At 65.8% G+C, this 21630-nt stretch carries 24 protein-coding genes; 19 read left to right on the forward strand and 5 right to left on the reverse strand.

Annotation, left to right across the window (positions count from 1 at the left end; translation table 11 throughout):
- The first annotated feature begins 66 nt into the window (after positions 1 to 66).
- Complete coding sequence (locus RSO01_RS06585) at positions 67 to 693, forward strand: glutathione S-transferase family protein (RefSeq protein WP_147147419.1); 627 nt, start codon at positions 67 to 69, stop codon at positions 691 to 693.
- 157 nt (positions 694 to 850) lie between these two features.
- Here RSO01_RS06585 and RSO01_RS06590 read toward each other — a convergent pair whose 3' ends face one another.
- Positions 851 to 1240, reverse strand: coding sequence for an SRPBCC family protein (locus tag RSO01_RS06590; protein WP_147147420.1), 390 nt, complete (start codon positions 1238 to 1240; stop codon positions 851 to 853).
- An 80-nt stretch (positions 1241 to 1320) separates the two neighbouring features.
- Entirely contained in the window at positions 1321 to 3411 is a 2091-nt protein-coding gene (locus tag RSO01_RS06595; RefSeq protein WP_170302885.1) for a TonB-dependent receptor, read from the reverse strand.
- A gap of 49 nt (positions 3412 to 3460) precedes the next feature.
- Between RSO01_RS06595 and nikR the strand changes: the two genes are divergently transcribed.
- Positions 3461 to 3928 (forward strand): nickel-responsive transcriptional regulator NikR, encoded by a 468-nt coding sequence (nikR, locus tag RSO01_RS06600; RefSeq protein WP_147147424.1) that lies wholly within the window; start codon positions 3461 to 3463, stop codon positions 3926 to 3928.
- Here the strand turns inward: nikR and RSO01_RS06605 are convergent.
- A complete protein-coding gene (locus RSO01_RS06605; RefSeq protein WP_147147426.1) occupies positions 3925 to 4962 on the reverse strand; it encodes a CobW family GTP-binding protein in 1038 nt (345 codons plus the stop codon). The genes nikR and RSO01_RS06605 overlap by 4 nt on opposite strands.
- A 120-nt stretch (positions 4963 to 5082) precedes the next feature.
- Here RSO01_RS06605 and RSO01_RS06610 point away from each other — a divergent pair, with 120 nt between their 5' ends.
- The 10 genes from RSO01_RS06610 to lon all read left to right on the forward strand — a co-directional run bounded on the left by RSO01_RS06610 (position 5083) and on the right by lon (position 16180).
- On the forward strand, positions 5083 to 6165 hold the full coding sequence (locus RSO01_RS06610; protein WP_147147429.1) for a cyclase family protein: 1083 nt from the start codon (positions 5083 to 5085) through the stop codon (positions 6163 to 6165).
- 161 nt (positions 6166 to 6326) lie between these two features.
- Entirely contained in the window at positions 6327 to 7202 is an 876-nt protein-coding gene (locus RSO01_RS06615; protein ID WP_147147431.1) for an N-acyl homoserine lactonase family protein, read from the forward strand.
- An 80-nt stretch (positions 7203 to 7282) separates the two neighbouring features.
- Entirely contained in the window at positions 7283 to 8017 is a 735-nt protein-coding gene (locus RSO01_RS06620; RefSeq protein WP_170302886.1) for an ABC transporter ATP-binding protein, read from the forward strand.
- Between the two features lie 17 nt (positions 8018 to 8034).
- Complete coding sequence (locus tag RSO01_RS06625; RefSeq protein WP_170302887.1) at positions 8035 to 8739, forward strand: ABC transporter permease; 705 nt, start codon at positions 8035 to 8037, stop codon at positions 8737 to 8739.
- Between the two features lie 3 nt (positions 8740 to 8742).
- Positions 8743 to 10272 carry a GldG family protein gene (locus RSO01_RS06630; RefSeq protein ID WP_147147437.1) on the forward strand — a complete coding sequence of 510 codons (1530 nt, stop codon included), beginning with the start codon at positions 8743 to 8745 and terminating at the stop codon, positions 10270 to 10272.
- Complete coding sequence (locus RSO01_RS06635) at positions 10257 to 10823, forward strand: hypothetical protein (protein WP_147147439.1); 567 nt, start codon at positions 10257 to 10259, stop codon at positions 10821 to 10823. Before RSO01_RS06630 ends, RSO01_RS06635 begins: the two co-directional genes overlap by 16 nt.
- On the forward strand, positions 10820 to 11857 hold the full coding sequence (locus RSO01_RS06640) for a HupE/UreJ family protein (protein WP_147147441.1): 1038 nt from the start codon (positions 10820 to 10822) through the stop codon (positions 11855 to 11857). Before RSO01_RS06635 ends, RSO01_RS06640 begins: the two co-directional genes overlap by 4 nt.
- A 68-nt stretch (positions 11858 to 11925) precedes the next feature.
- On the forward strand, positions 11926 to 13218 hold the full coding sequence (locus RSO01_RS06645) for a serine hydrolase domain-containing protein (RefSeq protein WP_147147443.1): 1293 nt from the start codon (positions 11926 to 11928) through the stop codon (positions 13216 to 13218).
- Positions 13219 to 13397: 179 nt separating this feature from the next.
- Positions 13398 to 13823, forward strand: a complete 426-nt coding sequence (locus RSO01_RS06650; protein WP_147147445.1) for an Hsp20/alpha crystallin family protein — start codon at positions 13398 to 13400, stop codon at positions 13821 to 13823.
- On the forward strand, positions 13820 to 16180 hold the full coding sequence (gene lon / locus RSO01_RS06655; protein WP_147147446.1) for an endopeptidase La: 2361 nt from the start codon (positions 13820 to 13822) through the stop codon (positions 16178 to 16180). The genes RSO01_RS06650 and lon overlap by 4 nt, the downstream gene beginning before the upstream one ends.
- Before the next feature lie 92 nt (positions 16181 to 16272).
- Here the strand turns inward: lon and RSO01_RS06660 are convergent, their stop codons facing one another.
- Together RSO01_RS06660 and RSO01_RS06665 are read right to left on the reverse strand one after the other, a co-directional pair.
- Positions 16273 to 16983, reverse strand: coding sequence for an aspartate/glutamate racemase family protein (locus RSO01_RS06660; RefSeq protein ID WP_147147448.1), 711 nt, complete (start codon positions 16981 to 16983; stop codon positions 16273 to 16275).
- Entirely contained in the window at positions 16983 to 17507 is a 525-nt protein-coding gene (locus RSO01_RS06665; protein ID WP_147147451.1) for a DUF1993 domain-containing protein, read from the reverse strand. The genes RSO01_RS06660 and RSO01_RS06665 overlap by 1 nt, the downstream gene beginning before the upstream one ends.
- A gap of 141 nt (positions 17508 to 17648) precedes the next feature.
- Here RSO01_RS06665 and RSO01_RS06670 point away from each other — a divergent pair, with 141 nt between their 5' ends.
- The 7 genes from RSO01_RS06670 (at position 17649) to RSO01_RS06700 (ending at position 21587) form a co-directional block, all read left to right on the forward strand.
- Positions 17649 to 18365 carry a glutathione S-transferase N-terminal domain-containing protein gene (locus RSO01_RS06670; protein ID WP_147147453.1) on the forward strand — a complete coding sequence of 239 codons (717 nt, stop codon included), beginning with the start codon at positions 17649 to 17651 and terminating at the stop codon, positions 18363 to 18365.
- A gap of 57 nt (positions 18366 to 18422) precedes the next feature.
- Positions 18423 to 18902, forward strand: a complete 480-nt coding sequence (locus RSO01_RS06675) for a DUF1579 domain-containing protein (RefSeq protein ID WP_147147454.1) — start codon at positions 18423 to 18425, stop codon at positions 18900 to 18902.
- Positions 18903 to 18906: 4 nt separating this feature from the next.
- On the forward strand, positions 18907 to 19209 hold the full coding sequence (locus RSO01_RS06680) for a YciI family protein (protein ID WP_147147456.1): 303 nt from the start codon (positions 18907 to 18909) through the stop codon (positions 19207 to 19209).
- 64 nt (positions 19210 to 19273) lie between these two features.
- Positions 19274 to 19915, forward strand: coding sequence for a DUF2076 domain-containing protein (locus tag RSO01_RS06685; RefSeq protein ID WP_147147458.1), 642 nt, complete (start codon positions 19274 to 19276; stop codon positions 19913 to 19915).
- Positions 19916 to 19947: 32 nt separating this feature from the next.
- Positions 19948 to 20574, forward strand: a complete 627-nt coding sequence (locus RSO01_RS06690; protein ID WP_147147460.1) for a glutathione S-transferase N-terminal domain-containing protein — start codon at positions 19948 to 19950, stop codon at positions 20572 to 20574.
- A 6-nt stretch (positions 20575 to 20580) separates the two neighbouring features.
- Complete coding sequence (locus tag RSO01_RS06695) at positions 20581 to 20985, forward strand: DUF3574 domain-containing protein (protein WP_147147462.1); 405 nt, start codon at positions 20581 to 20583, stop codon at positions 20983 to 20985.
- A gap of 83 nt (positions 20986 to 21068) precedes the next feature.
- A complete protein-coding gene (locus RSO01_RS06700) occupies positions 21069 to 21587 on the forward strand; it encodes a Dps family protein (RefSeq protein ID WP_147147463.1) in 519 nt (172 codons plus the stop codon).
- Positions 21588 to 21630 lie beyond the last annotated feature (43 nt).

Raw genomic sequence — 21630 nt, forward strand, 5'->3', positions numbered from 1 at the left:
CTCATACAGGCTTAACCGGGGCTCACTCAAGTGCGATGCTGTGACCTCGATCAATTGGGAGAGACCATGTCAAAACTGACGCTTTACGGCATCTGGCTGAGCGGACCGACCTACAAGGCCGGTTTGGCGCTGTCGCTGATGGGCCAGCCCTTCGCCTACAAGCATGTCGACCTGCGGGCCGGCGCGCACAAGCAGCCGGAGTATCTCGCCGTCAACCGCTTCGGGCAGGTGCCGGCGCTGGTCGATGGCGACCTGAAGCTCTGCCAGTCGGGCTCGATCCTGCTCTATCTCGCCGACAAGTTCGGCAAGATGGGCGGCAAGACGCCCGAGGAGAAGGCGCGGGTGCGCGAATGGCTGTTCTGGGAGTTCGACAGGCTCGCCCCCAACGTCTACCGCCCGCGCGCCATGAAGCGCGGCTTCATGAAGCTGGACGACAACCTCTACCAGCTCTACAGCGGCCTTGCGGGCGATGCGCTGAAGGTGCTGGACGCCTCGTTGGCGACGTCGGCCTTCCTGGTCGGCAACGAGCCGACCGTGGCCGACGTCGCGGTCTACGGCGACGTGTCCTATGCCGGCGAAGCCGCCATCGACCTTGCGTCCTATGCCAACATCAAGGCGTGGATGGAGCGCATGGAGAAGCTGCCGGGCTTCAAGAAGTACGAGGACGTGCTGCCCAAGCAGGACGCTGCTTAGTCGAGGACTGTCATCTCCTCCCCCGTCATACGGGGAGGGTAGGGAGGGGGCGAGCATCACAGGCGGTCTCGAAGATTTCAGATCTGAAATCTGAGACGTTACGACTGAGGCCTTCCCCCTCCCGGCCCCCGTAAGACGGGGGAGGTGATCATGAGGGCTACTCCGCCAACACCTTCCTCATCACCTTCACCGCCTCATCCATCATCCCGCCGATCGCCGGCGCGAGCTCGTTGGGCAGAAGGTCGATCGTCCACACCATGCGGCTGCCGTCGCCCTCGGGGAAGACCTGGACGGCCGCGTTGTAGTGGCTCGCCTGGCCTTCGACGACCGAATAGACGAGACGACAGGTCTCGTCGTCCGAGGTGACCAGACGCTCGCGCGCCACCATGCCGTTGAAGAAGGTCAGGATGCGATCGCCCTTGTCCATCTTGAGGTCGGTGAGGAAGCCCGGCGCCACCTTGGTATGGACCGCGCCGAAGTCGCGCAGCTTTTGCCAGACCGATGCGGCGCCGGCGGCCACGGGGATCTCTCGTCGCAGAGTTGCCATGTCGATGCTCCTTTGTCGGAAGCGGACAATGGTGATGCAACGGCCTCAGGTCTGGCGGGTTTCGGACATGGTCGTCCGGCCTAGAAGGCCTTGGCCAGCGTCAGCCGGAAGGCCGTCGGCTCGACCGGATGGAAGTGCAGGTCGGCGACGCCTTCCGCCGGCTCGCCCGGCAGGCGCGAGGTGTAGAAGTAGTCGATCTGGCTCGCCTGCGTGTTCAGGATGTTGAAGACATCGAGATTGAGCTTGATGCCGTTGTCGAAGATATAGCCCAGACGGCCGTTCAGCGTGGTGGTGAAGCTCGTCCACACGCTGCCATCGGTGGTCAGTGGCCGCGGTCCCAGGCTGCGGACGCGCAGGGCGCCGAACCAGCCCGTGTCTGCGCCAAGCGTGATGCCGCCGGAACCGGCGAAATCCGGCGCGCCCGGGATGAAGTTGCCTTCGGGCGAATAGTCCGAGAAGCGGGCTCGCGTGAAAGCGAGATCGAGATCGAACGAGGCCCAGGACGTCGGCCGGTAGCTGTTGGTCCATTCGACGCCGATGCGGCGGCTTGGACGGCTGGCCTCTGTTGTGCCGGCGTCGCCCAGGAACACGAGTTCGGAATTGAAGTCGAGCAGGAAGACGGCGAGCGAGGTGTCCCAACCCTTGATCGCCTGACTGCGCACGCCGATCTCGGCGCCCTTGGACTGCACCAGCAGCGGCACCGCGGCGATGGGCTGAGTCGGGTCGGCCGGATTCACCGTGATGGTGGCGCCGCGCGCGTCGTTGCTGTGATAGCCGAAGCCGCCGTTGAGGTAGAACTCGGTCTTTTCGAAGGGGCCGAACACGACGCCGGCCTTGGGACTCGCCAGGAAGGCCGAGGCATAGCCCGAGTTGGCGGCAAGCGTGGTGCTGTCCACGGAGGCCATGAATAGATCGCCGCGCACGCCCAATGTCACCTTCAGCCAGTCGGTCCACGCCGTCGTGTTCTTGAGATAGAGGCCGACGCTGCTCTCGCTCACCTGATCGTAGCGCACCGTGTTGTAGGCCGTGCGTTGGAAGGTGTTGAACAGGCCCACGCCGATGTCGTCGTAGCGGATCTGCGTGCCGACCGTGGTCTCCGAAAGGAAGCCCGCGAGCTTGTGACGCAATGCCTGACTCGCGTTCAGGCCCAGGATCTTGCGCTTGTCCACCTGCTGGAACTGGTCGCCGAGGTCGGGATTGTCGAGGAAGTAGGTGAAGTTGTTGAAGAGGTTCAGCGTCGAGTAGATGCCGTAGGCTTCGACGAGGCTGGCGCCGCGATCGTCGGTCCGGCTCCAGCGCATGCTGAGCGAATAGCGCTGGGTGTTGCCGCCGTCGGTCTGGTCGACCGCGCCGAAGCGGCTAAGGCTGCCGTCGGAGACGGCGCGCACCGGGATCTGGTCGGTCGAATGCCAGGAGTTGGTGTAGGCCAGCGCGGTGATGGCGAGCCCGTTGTCGCGCGTGCCCTCGCTGTAGCGTAGGAAGGCGTTGAACTTGCGCAAGGCGTCGGACGCCTGCCACGGTCCGTCGTAGAACACGACCTCGCCGGCCGCGGTGAGGAAGCCCGGGCCAACCGCCATCGAGCCGGCGGCGAGCCCGCGCCAGTAGCCGAAGCTGCCGCCTGTCGCCGACACGACGTTGGTCTCCAGCCGGCTGGCGTAGGCGAGGCGCAGCGACCCGGCCGAGGCGAAGTCGCTCTCCTCGGCCCAGTACGGGCCTTTCTTGACGATCATCTGCTCGAGCAACTCGGGGATCAGGAAGTTGACGTCGGCATAGCCCTGGCCATGGCCGTGGGTGCGCATGTTGATCGGCATGCCGTCGAGCCAGATGGCGAGGTCGGTGCCGTGGTCGAGATTCATGCCGCGCAGGAAGTACTGGTTGGCTTTGCCCTCGCCGCTGTGCTGCGTGACGATAAGGCCGGGGGCGGCCTCCAGTATTTCACCCGGTCGCGGAACCGGTCGCGTGTTCAGCGTCTCGCCCGAGATGCGCTTCTCGCTGGCCGCGTCGGTCGGCTCGGATTCGAGCGAGCGCGGCGCGGTGACGGTGACGGCGGGCAGGACGGTCGAGGCGCCCGTGCCCGGCCCGAATGGGTCGGGAGACTGGTTTTGAATCTGCGCCTCGGCCGCGCCGCCGGCGACGAGGAGGAGGGTGCAGAGAAGAGGCTTGGTATGCACTAATGGGAAATAGTGCATACTGATGTTTGGCGAGCAAGGTGGAGGACCAATGCAGCGCATAACCCTGTCGGTCGACGACGATCTCGTCGACGCGCTCGACGAGCACATGAGAACGCGCCGCTACGCCGGCCGCTCGGAGGCCCTTCGCGACATTCTGCGCGGCGTCAAGGCCGGCCAGCAGCTCGGCGACGACGGCAAGACCAAGGGCTTCTGCATTGCAACGCTGGCCTATGTCTATGACCACGAGACGCGGGACCTCGGCCAGCGCCTTACCCGCTCGCAGCACAAGCATCACGACCTGCAGGTCGCGACGCTCCACGTCCATCTCGATCACGATTCCTGCCTGGAGGTGTCGGTGCTGCGTGGCCCCGTCAAGGCGGTACGGGCACTGGCCGACGAGACGGTCAGCCAGCGCGGCGTGCGGCACGGCCAGCTGCATCTCGTGCCGGCCGATCGCGCGCGCGGTCGCCACTCACATGGCGGTGGCTCCCATGAGCACGAACACATCCACGTCTAAGTTTGCTCCATCTCCGTCCAGCTCGCCTCGACCATCGCGCGGTCGAGATCGCGGGTGATGAACACCAGCCGCGAGCGGCGATCGTCGTCCGGCCAACGAGCCAGCAAGGTGGGTGGATGGAAGGTGCGATGGACGCCGTGGACGACCAGCGGCTGGCTCTCGCCCACGACGTCGAGCACGCCTTTTACACGCAACAGCTTGTCGCCCCATGACGCCCGCACGGCCATCAGCCAGCGGTTGAAGCGGTCCCAGTCCAGCGGCTGGTCGAAGGTGAGGCAGAAGGAGCCGATATGGGCGTCGTGGCGCGAGCGGTCGTGATGCTCGTGATGGTGATGATGGTCGTGCGCCTCGGCGTTCAGCCATTGCTGGACCCGGTCGCTCTTGCCGGAAGGGTCGAACGGGCCTGAATCGAACAGCAGCGCCGGATCAATCTCGCCCTGCACGACCTCGAAGAGCGACGCGCCGGGATTGAGGTCCTCCAGCCGGGCACGCAGCCTGGCGCTGGTGTTGATGTCGGCGAGGTCGGTCTTGCTGATCAGCAGGCGGTCGGCGACAGCGGCCTGCTTCACCGCCTCCTGATGTTCGTCGAGCTGGCGCGCACCGTTCAGCGCATCGACCGTCGCCACGACGCTGTCCAGGCGATAGTCGTGGCTGATCATTGGGGTGTTGAGCAGAAGCTGCAGGATGGGGGCGGGGTCGGCGAGACCCGTCGTCTCCAGCAGCACGCGATCGAACGGCGGCGTCTCGCCCTTGGCGCGCCGGCGGGCGATGTCGCGCAGCGTCTTGTCCAGATCGCCCTGGATGGTGCAGCAGACGCAGCCCGACTGGAGCAGGACCATGTCGCCGGCCACCGACTGCATGAACAGGTGATCGAGGCCCACTTCACCGAACTCGTTCACCAGCACCAGGCTGCGCGCCATGCGTGGGTCGCCCAGCACGCGGTTGAGCAGCGTAGTCTTGCCGCTGCCGAGGAAGCCCGTGATCAGGCTAACCGGCATGCGCCCGGCAGACTTGTCTTGATCGAACAGACTCATTGCATCGCCGGTGTCAGTTTCGGTTTAGTGACAGTTGAATGATATGCGCCTGCGCAACTTGACGATAGCAGGGGACGGCAGGACGCTTCGTCCGTCAATAACTAACGGAGGGAGCGCGCCATGGACGCGAGATATCTTCAAGACAAGGAAGAGCTCAAACAGTCGGCGCAAGATGTGAACGAGGATCGCCGAGCATTCCTCACGGCTGGCCTGGTGGGCGGCGCGGTCGCCGCCGGCACGTTGGTCGCCAGCGTCGCCAACGCTCAGCAAGTGGCGCAAGCGCCGGCGCTTACCGCGGCACCCTTCTGGCCGCATCCTAAATGGGGCAAGGACGATGTTGCCGGCGCCTCGAACTGGATCACGCCGGCCAAGGTCCTCGATACCGTGAAATGGATCAAGGACGGCAAGATCTACCGCATCGGCCGCGTCTACGAATCGGGCATGCCCAAGTTTGGTGAGCGCGCCTTCACCATGCGCATCCCGGGTTCGCCGACCGGCGGACCCTTCGGCGCCAACAAGCTCGTCTATCACGACGAATATCTCGCCACCGAGATCGGCCAGACCGGCACGCAGTTCGACGGACTTGGCCACATCGGCATCCAGATGGGCAAGGACGGCGACAAGAACGAGATGCGCTACTACAACGGCCACACCGAGCAGGAGATCGGCGGCGCCTATGGCCTCGCCGTGATCGGCATCGAGAACTGCAAGCCGTTCTTCACGCGCGGTCATCTGTTCGATGTCGAGGCGGTGAAGGGCGCGCCCATGGATGCCGGCCAGGAGATCACCGTCGCCGACCTGCGTTCGGCCTTGCAGAAGCAGAACATGCAGGAAGCCGACATCAAAGAAGGCGATGCGGTGTTCTTCAACACCGGCTGGGGCAAGCTCTGGCTGAAGAACAATGACAAGTTCAACAGCGGCGAGCCCGGCATCGGCCTCGAAGTCGCCAAGTGGTGCATCGACAAGGGCGTGTGCCTGACCGGCGCCGACCAGTGGGCGACCGAGGTCGTGCCCAATCCGAACAAGGACCTGGCCTTCCCGGTCCATGGCGAACTGATCTGCAAGAACGGCATCTACAACCACGAGAACCTGGACTTCACGGCGCTGATCGCCGATCGCAAGTACCAGTTCGCCTACATCTTCTCGCCGGCGCCGATCAAAGGCGCCACGGGATCGAACGGCGGGCCGATCGCGGTTACCTGACAGCTCGTGTGCAACGCATATCTGGAACACCCCCGCGCAAGCGGGGGCGTTTCCGATTGACTTCGGAAAAGGCGCGGGCGTTAATTGTGGCAAGACCGTGATGCGGCGGCTCATGAGCCGCCGACGCGCGACAACAGTGCGACCAACTTCGGGAGGAACGCATGTTCGGCAAAGCCCTAGCAGGTATCGCCGCAATCGCCATCGGCAGCAGCTTCTCTGTTGCGCAGGCGCAGGACACCAAACTCTATGCCTTCAGTTCGGGAGCCCTGACCATCGGCAAGGGCGCGCTGGTGAACGGCGCGTCGGACACACCGCCGATCCAGGTCCCGGTCGGCTTTTATGTCATCAGGCATCCGAAGGGCAACGTGCTCTTCGATACCGGCAACAATGACAAGATCATCAAGGACCCGAGCTACTGGGGCGCCGCGTTCAACGCCCTGAAGCCGGTCAACACGCCGGACGTGGCGATCGACGTGCAGCTCCAGAAGATCGGGCTCAAGCCCGACGACATCAAGTATGTCGTCCCGAGCCATCTGCATCTCGATCACGGCGGCAACGTCGGCAAGTTCCCGAACTCGACGATCGTCGTGCAGCGGGACGAGATCCTGAACGCGTTCTGGCCGAAGGCGGGGACGGGCGGCCCCTACATGATCGGCGACGTCATGCCGCTCAGGTCGCCGAACACCGACTATCCGAACGCCCAGAAGATGCTGCAGCTCGAGGGCGACCTCGACCTGTTCGGCGACGGTGCCCTGGTGATCAAGCGCTGGGTCGCTCACACGCCCGGCAGCCAGATGATGACGGTGCGGCTCAAGAACACCGGCCTCATCATCCTGACGGGTGACAACGTCTACATGCGCGAGAACGTGGAAAAGAGCATTCCGCCGAATATCGTGCTGGCCTACAATCCGCAGGGCTTCCTCACCGCCTTCGAATGGATCCGCATGACGATGGCGAACGAGAAGGCCGACTTCTTCACTGCGCACGATCCGGATGCCTTCAAAGCAATGAAGAAGGCGCCCGAGTTCTACGACTGATCGGCGGGTTGAGACCTTCTTGATTGATGAACGGCGAGGCCGCTTGGGCTTCGCCGTCGTGCCGGGTACCTGATCAGCATATGGCCGTCCTTTCGCTCGACCGGCTGAGCAAGCGCTTTGGCGCCCGATTGGCGGTGGATGCCGTTTCCTTCGAGGTGCGAGAGCGCGAGGTCTTCGGCCTGCTTGGGCCGAACGGCTCCGGCAAAAGCACCATCCTGAGGCTCGTCACCGGCTATCTTTACCCCAGCTCCGGGACAATCCGGGTTGCCGGCATCGACGTCGTGCGGGCCGCGCGGGCGGCCCGCGAGCGCATTGGCTATGTGCCCGAGGATTCTCCGCTCTACGGTCACATGCGCGTGGTCGAGTACCTCTCGTTCATGGGGCGGCTGCGGGGGATAACGGGCGGCGCCCTGGACCGCGCCATCGATGCAGCTGTCGAGCGGCTGGCGCTGGGCAGCGTGCGTAAAACCATCATCGAGCGGCTGTCGCGCGGTTACCGGCAGCGCGTGTCTCTCGCCCAGGCCGTCCTGCACAAGCCGGAGCTGCTGGTGCTCGACGAGCCGAGCAACGGCCTCGATCCCCGGCAGATCATTGAATTGCGCGGACTGCTCCGGCACCTCGCACAGGACTGCGCGGTGCTGGTGACGTCCCACATCCTGGCCGAGATCGAGCGCACGGCCGACCGCGCGGCGATCCTGCTCGACGGACGACTGCTGACCGTCGAGCAGATCGCCCATGAGACGCTGGCGGCGCCGGTGCCGTCACCGCTGGAGGCGCTGTTCCTGGAGCTTACGCAGGCAAAGGCGATGCAATGAGCTCAATGGGAAGCCCAATGGGAAGCCAGGTGGCGACGCTGGTGGGCAAGGAGGTCCGCACGCTCTTCACCTCACCGATCGCCTATGCGGTGATTGCCGTGTTCGTCGTGCTGAGCGGCTACACCTTCACGGTCTCGCTGATCGTCGCCAAGCAGGCGACCCTGGTGCACATCTTCTTCCAGTCGGCCGTCCAGCTGATCCTGCTGGTGCCGCTCATCACCATGCGCCAGTTCGCCGAGGAGCGGCGCAGCGGCACGCTCCAGCTTCTGCTGACGGCGCCCTTGCGCGAGGTCGACATCGTCGTCGCGAAGTTCATCGCCTGCATGGCGGTGCTGCTGGCGATGACCAGCCTGACGCTGGTCTATGCCGCGGTGCTGGCGACCTACGGCGATCCGGATTGGGGGCCGATCTACAGCGGCTACGCCGGACTCGTGATGCTGGGCGCGGCCCTGGTCTCGATCGGCTTGATGATTTCGGCGCTGACCGCCAACCAGATCGTTGCCGCCGTCGTGTCCCTCGGACTGTTCGGCATTCTCTGGGCGATCGACACGCTGGCGTCGCTGCTGCCGCAGCCTTTCGAGAATTGGGTGCTCGGCCTCTCGCTGCTGGCCCATTTCACGCCCTTCGCCGTCGGTGCGATGTATCTGTCCGACGTCGGCTTTTTCCTTTCAGTCATCCTGCTCGGCCTGTTCCTGACGGTCCGGGCCCTGGCGCGGCGCTGAGCGATGCATCACGGGCATGCCGTCGAGCTCCATGCGCTGATGTGGGCGGCGGGCTGGATTGTCGCCGTAATGATGCTCTTTGCGGCCGGCGTGCGGCTGCCGCTCGCGACGGGCCTGGGGGCCATTGGATCGAGGCTCTATGCGGCAGGCTGCGTCCTGGCCGCGCTCGGCGTCTGGGTGCTGGCCAATGTCGCGCTCCATCTCAACGACACCCACATCGACGTCACCCGGGAGAAGGTCTACACGCCGTCGGCCACGGCAATGGCGGTAGTCGACGAGCTTCGGACACCGGTCAACATCACCTATTTCTACCGTTCCGATGATCCCGTCGGGCAGCGCGCGCGCAACATCCTGGAGGTGATGGGCCGGCGCAATCCGATGCTCACCGTTCTCACCGTCGATCCCGACAAGCAGCCGGAGCTGGCTCGTCGCGAGGGCGTGCGGCTGTACAACGCCGCGATCGTCGAGGCAGCCGGTCGGCGCGTCCTGATCCAGGGCACCGACGAGGCCGAGATCGCCATCGGCATCCAGCGCGTGCTGCGCACACGTTCGCTCACCGTCTGCTTCCTCGAAGGTCATGGCGAGTTCTCGATGGACGGCTTCGAGTTCCACACGCATCTCGAGGGCGTGTCCGACCACAGCCACGGCGAAGCGTCCTCCCAGGTCATCGAGACGGCCGGCCACGGCGTCGGACGCCTGCGCCGGGTCCTGGAAGCACAGGGTTATGTCACCCGGAAGCTCGTCCTGGCGACGAGCGGCGCGGTGCCGAGCGATTGTACGATCGTCCTGGTGGCCAACCCGCGCACGACGTTCCTGCCGGCGGAAAGTGCCGCGCTTCAGTCCTATCTCGCCGGCGGTGGCAGCGCGCTGTTCATGCTCGACCTCGGCTTCGTGCCGGAGGCGGGCCTTGCGAAGCTGCTGTCGGACCTCGGGGTCCAGCTCGAGCAGCAGGTGGTCGTCGATCCGCTGAGCCACTATCACCGCGATGCCGAGATGGTGGCGGTGACGGGCTACGATCAGCATCCGATCACCCGCACGCTGTCGCTGACCTTCTTCCCCGGCATCCGGCCACTGACGTTGACGAAGCCGGCGCCGGGCGTGGAGGTGACGCCGATCCTGCAGAGCAGCCGCGACAGCTATGCCCGGCCGGTGTCGGCCGCGGAGGCGCGCTCCACCGAGGGTGCCTCTGCTCGCGCGGCCCAGGTCGCAGACGTGCGGCCGCGCGTGCTGGGTATCGCCGCCGAGGGGACGCTGGCGCCGGGCACATCGCCGTTCAGGGCGGTGGTGATCGGCGACGGCGACTTCGCCAGCAACTCCTTCCTGCCGTACATGTCGAACAGCGACCTGATGGTGGCGGCGGTGCGATGGCTGGCTCACGAGGAGCGGGGCACCGCCGTCCGCACCCGCATTCCCGTGCCGCCGATGATCCTGCTGACGGCGGCGCAGAGCCGCTGGATCTTCATCGTGATCGTCATCCTGCTGCCGCTGACGGTGATCGGGATCGGCGGTGTGGTCTGGTGGATGAGGCGATGAATACGCTCTCGCTCCGGCGTCTCGCCCTGCCGCTGCTTGCGATGCTGGCGCTGGCCTACTTGGTGGCGATGGTCGTGACCGGCGCCCAGCCGGTGCAGCGCCAGCTCGTGAAGTTCGAGGCGAAGGGTGTTTTGCCGATCGAGCCCGAGGCGGTGCAGAGGGTCACGCTCGGCCAGCGGGGACGCGAGCTCGTGCTCACGCGCCGTGGCGACGGAGGGTGGGCACTGGAGGCCGGCGGCACGGTCGAAGGGGCTGCCGCGACTCATCTCGATACCGCGATCAAAATGCTGCACCGGTCGGGGCCGGTCCGCGAGATCGCGCCCGAGGAGCTGTCGGGCGTCGACACACGTCCGTTTGGTCTCGACGAGCCGGTCGTGATGGCAACGCTCGCCGGAGCGGGCGGGCGCCCGCTGGCGGTGCGCTTCGGTGCCCTCAATCCGGAAGGTTTCCTGCAGTACATGCGGATCGATGGCGATCCCAAGGTCTACCTGATGTCGCGCTTCATTGGCGCCGAGTGGTTGGCGGCGCTTGAGGGCGTGAAGCCGAAATGAGGTGGCTCGGCGCCCTGGTCGCTGCAACGGTCGCGATGCTCGCCGTCGGTGTCGCCGTCGCGCACCTGGGAGGGACGACCGGCTATGCCACCGTGTCGATTACCGGGCAGTCGGTGCGCTACGCGCTTTCGTTGCCCGGCGAGGGGCTGGGCGATTCCACGCGGGACCTGCGTGAATTCGCGGCCGCGGTGGCGCGGCACGTCGCGATCGAAGCCGATGGTGCGGCCTGCTCCGGCGTTCCGGCGGAGACGAGGCAGCCGTCGGCCGGGCGCGCCAATATCGAGATCGTCGTGCTCTACGCCTGTGCGGCGCCGATACGCACGCTCGCGATCCGCGACGGCATCGACGCCTTGCTCGGCGTCGACCATCACACGATCGCCGACATCCAATGGCCGGGCGGCGCCAAGCAGGTGATTTTCGAGAAGGGGCAGCGCTCGGCAAGCGTCGTCATCGCAAGCGGTGCATCGCCCGAGGCCAGGTCGACCGGCAAGTTCGTCTTCTACCTCGGCCTAGGTGTCGAGCACATCATCGGCGGCGTCGACCATCTGCTGTTCCTGCTGGCCCTGCTGGCGCTCTCCACGAGCCTTTGGCAGACGGTGAAGATCGTCACCGCCTTCACGGTGGCCCACAGCATCACCCTGAGCCTGGCCGCACTTGGCCTGGTCGAGGTGCCGTCGTCGATCGTCGAGCCGCTGATCGCCGCTTCGATCGTCTGGGTCGCCGTGGAGAACCTCGTGGCTCCCGCCGGGGTAGGGCGGCGTTGGCTGATCGCCGCCGTCTTCGGGCTGGTCCATGGCCTGGGCTTCGCCTCGGCGCTCGCCGAGCTCGGCCTGCCGCGCGACGCCCTGGTGCGGGCGCTGATCGGCTTCAACATCGGCGTCGAGCTGGGCCAGCTCGCCTTCGTCGTCGTGGTCATGCCGCCGCTCGTTTGGGCGTCGCGCCCCGGCCGCCTGCCGCGTCTGCCGCAGATCCTGTCGGTGATCGTGGCCGTGGTGGGCGCGGTGTGGTTGGTCGAACGCCTTCTCGCTGTGTGAAGCGAGCACTCTCGCGCAGGGCGAGGGCTTTTGCTTTGATGGACGCCAAATTCGGGAGGAGAGATGCGATGTCCTTGGTTCGTGTGATCGCTGTCGCAGCACTAGCGGCGTCCGTCGGCCTGCATGCTGCCGCTCAGGGTATTCCCAAGGCGCAGTCGCCCGAGGAGGTGGGCTTCGTCGCGACGCGGCTGAAGCACCTGTCGGACCGCATCGAGGAGGGCGTGAAGAACAACGAGCTGCCGGGCGCCGTCGTGCTGATCGCGCGCAATGGCAAGCTGGTGATGTTCGATTCCTTCGGCTTCCGAGACAGGGACGCCAAGGTGCCGATGACCAACGACACCATCTTCCGCATCGCCTCGATGACCAAGCCGATCGTCAGCGTCGCCACCATGATGCTGATGGAGGAGGGCAAGCTCACGCTGGCCGACCCGGTATCGCGCTATATCCCGGCCTTCGCCGACACCAAGGTCGCGGTCGAGAAGAAGAAGGAGGACGGCACGGTCGAGTATGAATTGGAGCCGCAGACCCGGCCGATGACCGTGCAGGACCTGCTGCGCCACACCTCGGGCCTGACCTACGGCGTGCCGGGCGCCAACCGGCTGAAGCAGTCCTATCTCGACTTGAACGTGAACGACCGCAACCAGACCACTGCCGAGATGGCCGACAAGCTCGCCAAGCTGTCGCTGGTCTATCAGCCTGGCACGACCTGGGAATATTCCATGTCGACCGACGTGCTGGGCCGTGTCGTCGAGGTCGCGTCAGGCATGCCGCTCGACAAGTTCATCGAGGAGCGCATCACCAAGCCGCTCAAGATGGGTGACACCGGCTTCGAGGTCGCGGCCGACAAGAAGGTGCGCGGCGCCAAGCCGATGAAGGAGGGGCCCAAGAACGAGCTGCCCTCGATCCCCGACGTCACCGAGAAGTTCACCTGGCGGTCGGGCGGCGGCGGCATGGTGTCGACGGCGGCCGACTACGCCCGCTTCCTGCAGATGTTCGCCAACGGCGGCCAGCTCGACGGCGTGCGGCTGCTGTCGCGCAAGAGCATCGACCTGATGACGGCCGATGCCCTGCCGCCCGATATCAAGATGGGCGCCGGCATGCAGGCCTTCGAGGCGCTCGAGCCCTCCGCGCGCATGGGGCAGGGCTTCGGACTGGGCTTCGCCGTGCGTACCGACCAGGGCCGCAATCCGCTGCCCGGCTCGCCCGGCGACTACTACTGGGGGGGCGCCTATGGCACCTATTTCTGGCACGATCCGCGGGAGCGGATGTACGTGGTGTTCATGATGCAGTCGCCGGTGGCGCGGCTGCGCTACCGCTACCTGCTGCGCGATCTGGTCTATCAGGCGCTGATCGGGAACTAGGAGCTTGTATGATGTGAAAGAACAGCCTCACCCTGAGGAGCGGCCGCAGGCCGCGTCTCGAAGGGTGGGAACCAGTCTTGCTGTAGCCCATCCTTCGAGACGCCGTGCTTCGCACGGCTCCTCAGGATGAGGTGATGTCTGGGGATGCGAATCCCAAAACCACTTCCTATATGGGACCAATGGCCAACGAAGATCCCCGCAACTGGATGTGGTCCGAGGCGCTGCAGATGCTGGCGCGTGCGGAGCGGCTGCATCGCGAAGTGTTCACTCCGCCGCAGGTTTCGCGGCGCGGCGTCAACTGGGAGCCGCCGATCGACGTGCTGGAGACCCAGGACGCCGTCCTGATCCTGGTCGCGCTGCCCGGCGTCGATCCCGACAAGGTCGAGATCGTCATCCACAATAGCGGGCTGTCGATCGCGGGCGAGCGCGTGCTGCCGCAGGAACTGCGCACGGCCGTCATCCATCGCCTGGAGCTGCCGCAGGGCCGCTTCGAGCGGCATATTCCGCTGCCGGCCGGCCGCTATGAGGCGCCGCAGAGCGCCGTCGTCAACGGCTGCCTGGTGATCAGGCTGCCCAAGGCCTCTCGGCCGAGGAGCGCGCCATGAGCCCGCCCGATGTGAGCCCGGGCACGCCCGGCCAGCCCCTCCAGTCGCTGCCGTCCGACGCCTTCATCGTCGTGCCAGTGCGCAACACCGTGCTGTTCCCCGAGATCGTCTTCCCGATCACGCTCGGCCGGCCGGCGACCATCGCCGCCGCCCAGCAGGCCGTGCGCGAGCAGCGCCAGATCCTGATCGTGCTGCAGCGCGAGGCCGAGAAGGACGACCCCAAGGCCGACGACCTCTACCGCGTCGGCACGGTCACCAACATCGTGCGCTACGTCACCACGCCGGACGGCAATCACATGGTGATCTGCCAGGGCGTGCAGCGCTTCCGCATCACCGAGTTCGTCGATGGCCAGCCCTTCCTGATGGCGCGCGGCCTGCATCTCGCCGAGCCGACGCCGGCCGGGCCGGAGGTCGAAGCGCGCTTCCTGGTGCTGCAGGGCCAGGTCGGCGAGATCCTGGAGCTGCTGCCGCGCGTGCCGCCGGAGCTGCGCCAGACCGTCGAGGCGACGAGCTCGCCCGGCATGCTGGCCGACCTCGCGATCACCTATCTCGACGCCACGCCGGCCGAGAAGCAGGACATCCTGGAGACGCTCGACCTGGTGCCGCGTCTCGACAAGGTTTCCAAGCTGCTGGCGCGTCGCCTGGAAGTGCTGCGGCTGTCGGCCGAGATCGGCAACAAGACCCGTGAATCGCTCGATTCGCGCCAGCGCGAAGTGCTGCTGCGCGAGCAGATGGCCGCCATCCAGAAGGAGCTGGGGGACGAGGGCTCCAACAAGCAGGAGCTGGCCGACCTCGAGAAGACGATCGCAGCGGCCAAGATGCCAACCGAGGTCGAGCAGGTCGCGAAGAAGGAGCTGCGCCGCCTGCAGCGCACGCCCGAGGCTGCCGCCGAGTACAGCATGATCCGGACTTACCTGGACACGCTGATCGAGCTGCCGTGGGCGCCACCCGAGCCCAAGGATATCGACATCGCCGAGGCGCGCCGCGTCCTCGACGCCGATCACTACGGCCTGGAGAAGATCAAGAAGCGCATCATCGAGTATCTCGCGGTGCGCAAGCTGGCGCCCGACGGCAAGGCGCCGATCCTGTGCTTCGTCGGCCCGCCCGGCGTCGGCAAGACCTCGCTCGGCCAGTCGATCGCCCGCGCCATGGGCCGCAAGTTCACGCGCATCAGCCTGGGCGGCCTGCATGACGAGGCCGAGATCCGCGGCCATCGCCGGACCTATATCGGCGCCATGCCGGGCAACGTCATCCAGGCGATTCGCAAGGTCGGCGCACGCGACTGCGTGATGATGCTGGACGAGATCGACAAGATGGGCACCGGCATGCACGGCGATCCGTCGGCGGCGCTGCTGGAGGTGCTCGATCCCGAGCAGAATTCGACGTTCCGCGACAACTATCTCGACGTGCCGTTCGACTTGAGCCGCGTCGTGTTCATCACCACGGCTAACATGCTCGAGACCATCCAGGGGCCGCTGCGCGACCGCATGGAGATCATCGCGCTCACCGGCTACACGTCGGGCGAGAAGCTCGAGATCGCCAAACGCTACCTGGTACGCCGCCAGCTCGAGGCCAACGGCCTGAAGGCAGAGCAGGTCGAGATCGATGACGCGGCGCTTCGTGGCATCATCGACAGCTACACGCGTGAGGCGGGCGTGCGCAGTCTCGAGCGCGAGATCGGCCGCGTGCTGCGGTCGGTGGCGGTCGAGTTCGCCGAGGGCACTGCCAGCAAGAGGCATATCGGCGTTGCCGACCTCGAAAAGATCCTGGGGCCGGTGCGTTTCGAGAACGAGGTCGCCATGCGCTCGAGCGTGCCGGGCGTGGCCACGGGGCTCGCCTGGACGCCTGTGGGCGGCGACATCCTGTTCATCGAAGCGACGCGCACGCCGGGCAGCGGCAGGCTGCAGCTGACCGGACAGTTGGGCGAGGTCATGCGCGAGAGCGCTCAGGCTGCCTACAGTGTGGTGAAGAACATGGCGGCGTCGCTCAAGATCGACCAGAGCCTGATCGAGAAGAGTGACATCCACGTCCACGTGCCGGCCGGCGCCACGCCCAAGGACGGGCCGAGCGCGGGTGTGGCCATGTTCATGGCGCTCACTTCGCTGTTCACCGGGCGCGTGATCCGCAGCGACACGGCGATGACGGGCGAGATCAGCCTGCGCGGCCTGGTGCTGCCGGTCGGCGGCATCAAGGAGAAGGTCGTGGCCGCCGCGGCCGCCGGCATCACCCGCGTGATGCTGCCGGCCCGCAACAGGCGCGACTACGACGACATCCCCGAGGAAGTGCGCAACAAGCTCGAGTTCGTCTGGCTGGAGAAGGTCGACGACGCCGTTGCGGCCGGGCTGCAGCCCGCATAGTTCATTGCCGGGAGCGCGCCACTCCGTGGCGCTCATGGTCTTCCGGACCGCGAGCCGGAGGCTCGCGGTCCGGAAGAGAATGAGAAGTTCGGCTAAGCCGCCTTTGCCCGACTCTCGACTGCGCGCTTGAGCGCTGCCCGCGCCAGCAGGCGGGTCGAATCGAGCGTCGGCAGGGGCGAGTTTCTGTCGTTGATGATCAGCGGGATCTCGGTGCAGCCCAGCACCACGGCATCGCAGCCCTGGTCCTTCATGCGCGCGATGACCTGCTGGAAGTAGGCGATGCCCGCCGGCGTGAACTGGCTGCACACCAGCTCGTCCATGATGATGCGGTTGCACTCGTCTCGCTCGGCCGCGCTCGGCTTGACGTACTGCAGGCCTCGCGCCGCGAACTTCTCCGGATAGACCTCGCTGTCGACCAGCCACTTGGTGCCGGTGATGCCGATGCGGCGATAGCCGCGCTCGACGGCATGCTGCGCCGCGACCTCGGCGATGTGCAGCCAGGGCAAAGGCGACTTCGGCAGCACGTGGGGCAATGCCTGGTGGATGGTGTTGTCCGGGCAGATCAAGAAATCGGCGCCCATCTTCGCGAGCTTGTGCGCCGAGGCGAGCATCAGCTCGCCCACGGCCGGCCAGTCGTTGCGATCGAGATGCACGACGTAGTCGGCGAGCGACGGCGTGTGCATGGACACTTCGGGATGGGCATGCTGTCGGCCCATCAGCGTCGCACCCTCGACACAGATCGTGCGATAGCAGAGGGCCGCGCCCTCGGCCGAACAGGCGACGATGCCGATATGCTGCGCCATCAGCTCTTGATCCGCATGCGGCCGAGGAAGTCGCGCTTGCCGATCGGCACGCCCTTGTGTCGCAGGATGTCGTAGGCCGTGGTGGCGTGGAAATAGAAGTTGGGCAGCGAGAAGGAGAGCAGGAAGCCCTCGGCGGTGAACGGGATCTTCATCGTCGGCAGTTGGAAGGTGACGTCTTTGCCTTGCACCGCGTCGACGTCGGCGGCCTTGACCTGTTGCAGCGCCTCGCGCGCTTCGGTCACGGCCTTCTGCAGCCCGGCATAGTCCATGGTCGCGGGAATGGGTGACGGCGGCCCGAACACGCCTTCCTTCACGCCCTTGATCGCGCCCAGCGAATGATGCGCCGTCGCCCACACCTGGAACTTGAACGGCAGCATGTCGCCGCAGAGCTTCTCGTCCAGGACGGCATTGGGATCGGCGTTGCTGCCCTGGAAGTGGCTGAGGCCCTTGGCAAGGAAGCCCTCCACGGCGCCCAGGGTCTGCAGGTAGTTCACGACGCTGAGATCATAGAGTGAAACGGCCATGGCTTTTCCTCCGGGTTGGAGCGCCCTGCTTACTCGAAACGGCTCAATCCTCATAGGGTCATTAGGCGTTCGCCGCTTCGGTCGGCAAGGAGGATCGTCTAGTCTCGCGGCCAACCGAACCGTCTTCAGGAGACGCACATCATGATCGACCTGCACTACTGGCCGACCCCCAACGGCTTCAAGATCACCATCATGCTCGAGGAATGCGGCCTGCCCTACAAGATCGTGCCCGTGAACATCGGGACCGGCGAGCAGTTCAAGCCGGAGTTCCTGAAGATCAGCCCCAACAACCGCATGCCGGCCATCGTCGATCACGAGCCGCCGGGCGGCGGCGCGCCGGTGTCGGTGTTCGAATCGGGTGCGGTCCTGCAATACCTCGCTGAGAAGGCGGGCAAGTTCCTGCCGAAAGACCTGCGCGGCAAGTACGAGGTGCTGCAGTGGGTGAACTGGCAGATGGGCGGGCTGGGGCCGATGGCGGGCCAGGCCAACCACTTCAACATGTATGCGCCGCAGTTCAATCCGCCTGAGGCGCTGAAGTACGGGCAGGACCGTTACAGCAACGAGGTCAACCGGCTGTTCGGCGTGCTGAACAAGCGGCTGGCCGACCGAACCTACGTCGCAGGTGACTACTCGATTGCTGACATGATGATCTGGCCATGGGTCGTGGGCTTCAAGAACTTCGGCCAGAAGCTGGAGGACTTCCCCAACCTCAAGAAGTGGTTCGAAGAGACGGTCGGCCGGCGGCCGGCGGTCTTGAAGGGCAAGGCGGTCGGTTTGGACCTGCGCCCCAAGCCCGGCATCAACACCGACGAGCAGCGCAAGGTCCTGTTCGGCCAGACAGCAGCAGTGGTCCGCTGACTGCTGACAGAGGCTGACAGCAGGGGAGTCGTAGCGTCGCGATCAAAGGAGATCGCCATGGCCACGAGTTCCGGCTCCGCTGCCGACTTCGATTTCTTGATCGGCACCTGGAATTGCCACCATCGCTATCTCGTGCAGCGGTTGGCGGCCTGCCACGACTGGATCGAGTTCGACGGTGGCTTCGCCGCGCACAAGATCCTGGGCGGCTTCGGCAACATCGACGAGGGCGAGATCAACCTGCCGGGCGACGCCTATATCGGCGTGAGTCTCCGCACCTGGGATCCCGACAAATCGCGCTGGTCGATCTATTGGCTCGACAGCCGCCGGCCTGGATACCTGTTCCCGCCCGTCCATGGCGGCTTTGTCCAGGGAGTCGGCACCTTCTATGGCGACGACAGCTTCAAGGGCCGGCCGATCCGCGCGCGTCTCACGTGGTCGCGCATCACCGAGCAGTCGGCGCGCTGGGAGCAGGCCTTCTCGCTCGACGAAGGCAACAACTGGGAGACCAACTGGTTCATGGATTTCACGAGAGTGTAACATCATGGCCAAGACGCTCTTCGCCGTGCTCAACACGCGTGGGCCCAACTGGGACGATTCGAAGCCCATGGAAGAGCAGGTCGACTGGCGCGCCCATGCAGACTTCATGAATGGGCTGGCCGCCGAAGGGTTCGTGCTGCTGGGCGGCCCGTTCAAGGGCACGCGCGACGTGCTGCTGGTCGTGCGAGCGGAGGACAGGCAGGAGGTCGAAGCGCGCTTGTCGCCGGATTGCTGGGTCGTCAAGGGCCTCCTGCGCAATCTCCGGATCGAACCGTGGGAATTGCGGCTGGGCTCCCTCGACCCTTGACGCTAAGAGGGCGGACAACCACGTTCTCCCTGCCCTTTGAACCGAAAGGGCAGGAGGCACCATCATGCAATCTCAGGAACGCGAGCTGATCAGTGGCCTGTTCGGTCGCCTGCAGCCGTTCGAAACCCAACCGCGCGACAGCGAGGCTGAAGCGCTGATCAAGGATACCATCGCCCGCCAGCCCGCCGCGCCGTACCTGCTCGTGCAGACCGTGCTGGTGCAGGAGCAGGCGCTGAAGGCGGCCCAGGAGCGCATCGCCGAGCTCGAGGCCCGGGCGGGCACCGCCGCTCCAGCCGCGTCCGGCTTTTTGGGCAGCGCGCCCAAGATCGGCCCGTGGGGCGCCCAGCCCGCCGCACCCGCCGCGCCGCCTCCCTCGGTGCCATCGACACGCTCGCCGCTGCAGGCCGCGCTGGCGCCGCAGCAAGGCGGCGGCGGTGGTTTCCTGCGCACGGCGATGGCAACCGCGGCCGGTGTCGCCGGCGGCGCGCTGCTGTTCGAAGGCATTCGCAACCTGATGGGCAGCAATCCCGGGCCGTTTGGACAGACGGCGGCGGCGCAGCCCGCGCCCTTGTTGCCGCAGGACAACCAGCAGGCCCTGGCCGACAGCAACCCGATGCCCGACGACCTGCGCAATGACGACTACGATTCGGCCGCCTACGACGACAGTGGCGGCGACATGGGCGGGTCCGACGACGAGTGGGCCTGAGCTTTTCTTAACTGCAAGGGGGGAACGAGGAGATGATCGAGCTTCATACGTGGGGCACGCCCAACGGCCGCAAGATTTCGATAATGCTGGAGGAGTGCGGGCTGCCTTATAGCGTGCACAAGATCGACATTTCCAAGGGCGAGCAGTTCAAGCCCGAGTTCCTCAAGATCAGTCCCAACAACCGCATCCCGGCGATCGTCGATCCCGACGGTCCCGGCGGCAAGCCGATCAGCCTGTTCGAATCGGGCGCCATCCTGATCTACCTCGCCGAGAAGACCGGCAAGTTCCTGTCGAAGGATCCGGCGCAGAAGTACAAGACGCTGGAATGGCTGATGTGGCAGATGGGCGGCGTCGGCCCGATGTTCGGCCAGGCCCATCACTTCCTGCGCGCCGCGCCGACCAAGATCGAGTACGGCATCAAGCGCTACGTCGACGAGGCCAAGCGCCTCTATGGCGTGCTCGACAAGCAGCTCGCCGGCACTGCCTTCGCCGCGGGTTCGGACTACACCATCGCCGACATGGCGATCTTCCCGTGGGCGGCGCGCCATGAATGGCACACCGTCAACCTCGCCGACTTCCCCAACGTCAAGCGCTGGTACGACATCATCAACGCCCGGCCCGCCGTGACCAAGGGCATGGCGGTGCCGTATCTCAACTGACGTCCGATGAGGCGAGCGCTGCTGCTGTTGGCACTGGCTGTCGGTGCCTGCGCCCAGCCAGGCGCGCCGCCGGTTTGCACCGCTCCGCTGAAACCTGCCGTCGCGATCGATCTCTACTTCGGTCGCGACAAGCCGGCCGGCGGCGAGGTGACGGATGCGGAGTGGGGGGCCTTCCTCAACGAGGTCGTGACGTCGCGCTTTCCCGACGGGCTGAGCGTCTTCGATTCGGCGGGCCAGTACCGCGAGCCGACAGGCCGCATCGTGCGCGAGCGCAGCAAGCGCCTAGTCGTGATCGTCTTCGATGCGCCGGCACACAAGGCCAAGGTCGTGGAGATCGTCGAGGCCTATAAGCAGCGCTTCGGCCAGTACAGCGTGTTCCGCGTCGAGCAGCCGGTCTGCGCCGGCCTCTGACTATACTTTCGGGCAACTGTTCACCGCCCGGGAAAACCGGCTAGATTGCCCATCGACAGTCAGCCTTCAGGAGATCTGTACTCATGGCCAAGGACGCCAAATCCCGCCGCACCGCCAATCTCGCCACGCCCAACGACCTCGGCGCCAACGCCAGCAAGGAAGTGGCAGGTGGGCTCAACATCCTGCTGGCCGACGTCATTGCGCTCTACTTCAAGACCAAGAACTTCCACTGGCACGTCTCGGGCCCGCATTTCCGCGACTACCATCTGCTGCTCGACGACCAGGCGACCCAGATCGACGCCATGACCGACGTCATCGCCGAGCGCGTGCGCAAGCTCGGCGCCACGACCATCCGTTCGGTCGGCCACATCAAGCGCCTGCAGCGCGTGCTCGACAACGACGCCGAGTACGTGACGCCGGCCGACATGCTGGCCGAGCTGCGCGACGACAACAAGGAACTGCTCAAGCACATGCGCATCCTGCACGAGGTCGCCGACGAGCACGGCGACATCGCGACGGCCAGCCTGATCGAGAACTGGGTCGACGAGACCGAGCAGCGCGTGTGGTTCCTGTTCGAAACGGGACGGCGCACCGAAGGCTGATCGCTGGCGCGCGTCACTCCGGTGGCGCGTCTTCTGGGAGCGC

This window comes from Reyranella soli (genome assembly GCF_007992495.1).
GTDB classification, from domain to species: domain Bacteria; phylum Pseudomonadota; class Alphaproteobacteria; order Reyranellales; family Reyranellaceae; genus Reyranella; species Reyranella soli.

Bases quoted from the DNA above. Each gene is read 5' to 3' on its own strand.
- RSO01_RS06585 (WP_147147419.1), top strand. From the start codon at position 67: ATGTCAAAACTGACGCTTTACGGCATCTGGCTGAGCGGACCGACCTAC.
- RSO01_RS06590 (WP_147147420.1), bottom strand. From the start codon at position 1,240: ATGGCAACTCTGCGACGAGAGATCCCCGTGGCCGCCGGCGCCGCATCG.
- nikR (WP_147147424.1), top strand. From the start codon at position 3,461: ATGCAGCGCATAACCCTGTCGGTCGACGACGATCTCGTCGACGCGCTC.
- RSO01_RS06605 (WP_147147426.1), bottom strand. From the start codon at position 4,962: ATGAGTCTGTTCGATCAAGACAAGTCTGCCGGGCGCATGCCGGTTAGC.
- RSO01_RS06610 (WP_147147429.1), top strand. From the start codon at position 5,083: ATGGACGCGAGATATCTTCAAGACAAGGAAGAGCTCAAACAGTCGGCG.
- RSO01_RS06615 (WP_147147431.1), top strand. From the start codon at position 6,327: ATGTTCGGCAAAGCCCTAGCAGGTATCGCCGCAATCGCCATCGGCAGC.
- RSO01_RS06620 (WP_170302886.1), top strand. From the start codon at position 7,283: ATGGCCGTCCTTTCGCTCGACCGGCTGAGCAAGCGCTTTGGCGCCCGA.
- RSO01_RS06625 (WP_170302887.1), top strand. From the start codon at position 8,035: ATGGGAAGCCAGGTGGCGACGCTGGTGGGCAAGGAGGTCCGCACGCTC.
- RSO01_RS06630 (WP_147147437.1), top strand. From the start codon at position 8,743: ATGCATCACGGGCATGCCGTCGAGCTCCATGCGCTGATGTGGGCGGCG.
- RSO01_RS06640 (WP_147147441.1), top strand. From the start codon at position 10,820: ATGAGGTGGCTCGGCGCCCTGGTCGCTGCAACGGTCGCGATGCTCGCC.
- RSO01_RS06645 (WP_147147443.1), top strand. From the start codon at position 11,926: ATGTCCTTGGTTCGTGTGATCGCTGTCGCAGCACTAGCGGCGTCCGTC.
- RSO01_RS06650 (WP_147147445.1), top strand. From the start codon at position 13,398: ATGGCCAACGAAGATCCCCGCAACTGGATGTGGTCCGAGGCGCTGCAG.
- lon (WP_147147446.1), top strand. From the start codon at position 13,820: ATGAGCCCGCCCGATGTGAGCCCGGGCACGCCCGGCCAGCCCCTCCAG.
- RSO01_RS06660 (WP_147147448.1), bottom strand. From the start codon at position 16,983: ATGGCGCAGCATATCGGCATCGTCGCCTGTTCGGCCGAGGGCGCGGCC.
- RSO01_RS06665 (WP_147147451.1), bottom strand. From the start codon at position 17,507: ATGGCCGTTTCACTCTATGATCTCAGCGTCGTGAACTACCTGCAGACC.
- RSO01_RS06670 (WP_147147453.1), top strand. From the start codon at position 17,649: ATGATCGACCTGCACTACTGGCCGACCCCCAACGGCTTCAAGATCACC.
- RSO01_RS06675 (WP_147147454.1), top strand. From the start codon at position 18,423: ATGGCCACGAGTTCCGGCTCCGCTGCCGACTTCGATTTCTTGATCGGC.
- RSO01_RS06680 (WP_147147456.1), top strand. From the start codon at position 18,907: ATGGCCAAGACGCTCTTCGCCGTGCTCAACACGCGTGGGCCCAACTGG.
- RSO01_RS06685 (WP_147147458.1), top strand. From the start codon at position 19,274: ATGCAATCTCAGGAACGCGAGCTGATCAGTGGCCTGTTCGGTCGCCTG.
- RSO01_RS06690 (WP_147147460.1), top strand. From the start codon at position 19,948: ATGATCGAGCTTCATACGTGGGGCACGCCCAACGGCCGCAAGATTTCG.
- RSO01_RS06695 (WP_147147462.1), top strand. From the start codon at position 20,581: ATGAGGCGAGCGCTGCTGCTGTTGGCACTGGCTGTCGGTGCCTGCGCC.
- RSO01_RS06700 (WP_147147463.1), top strand. From the start codon at position 21,069: ATGGCCAAGGACGCCAAATCCCGCCGCACCGCCAATCTCGCCACGCCC.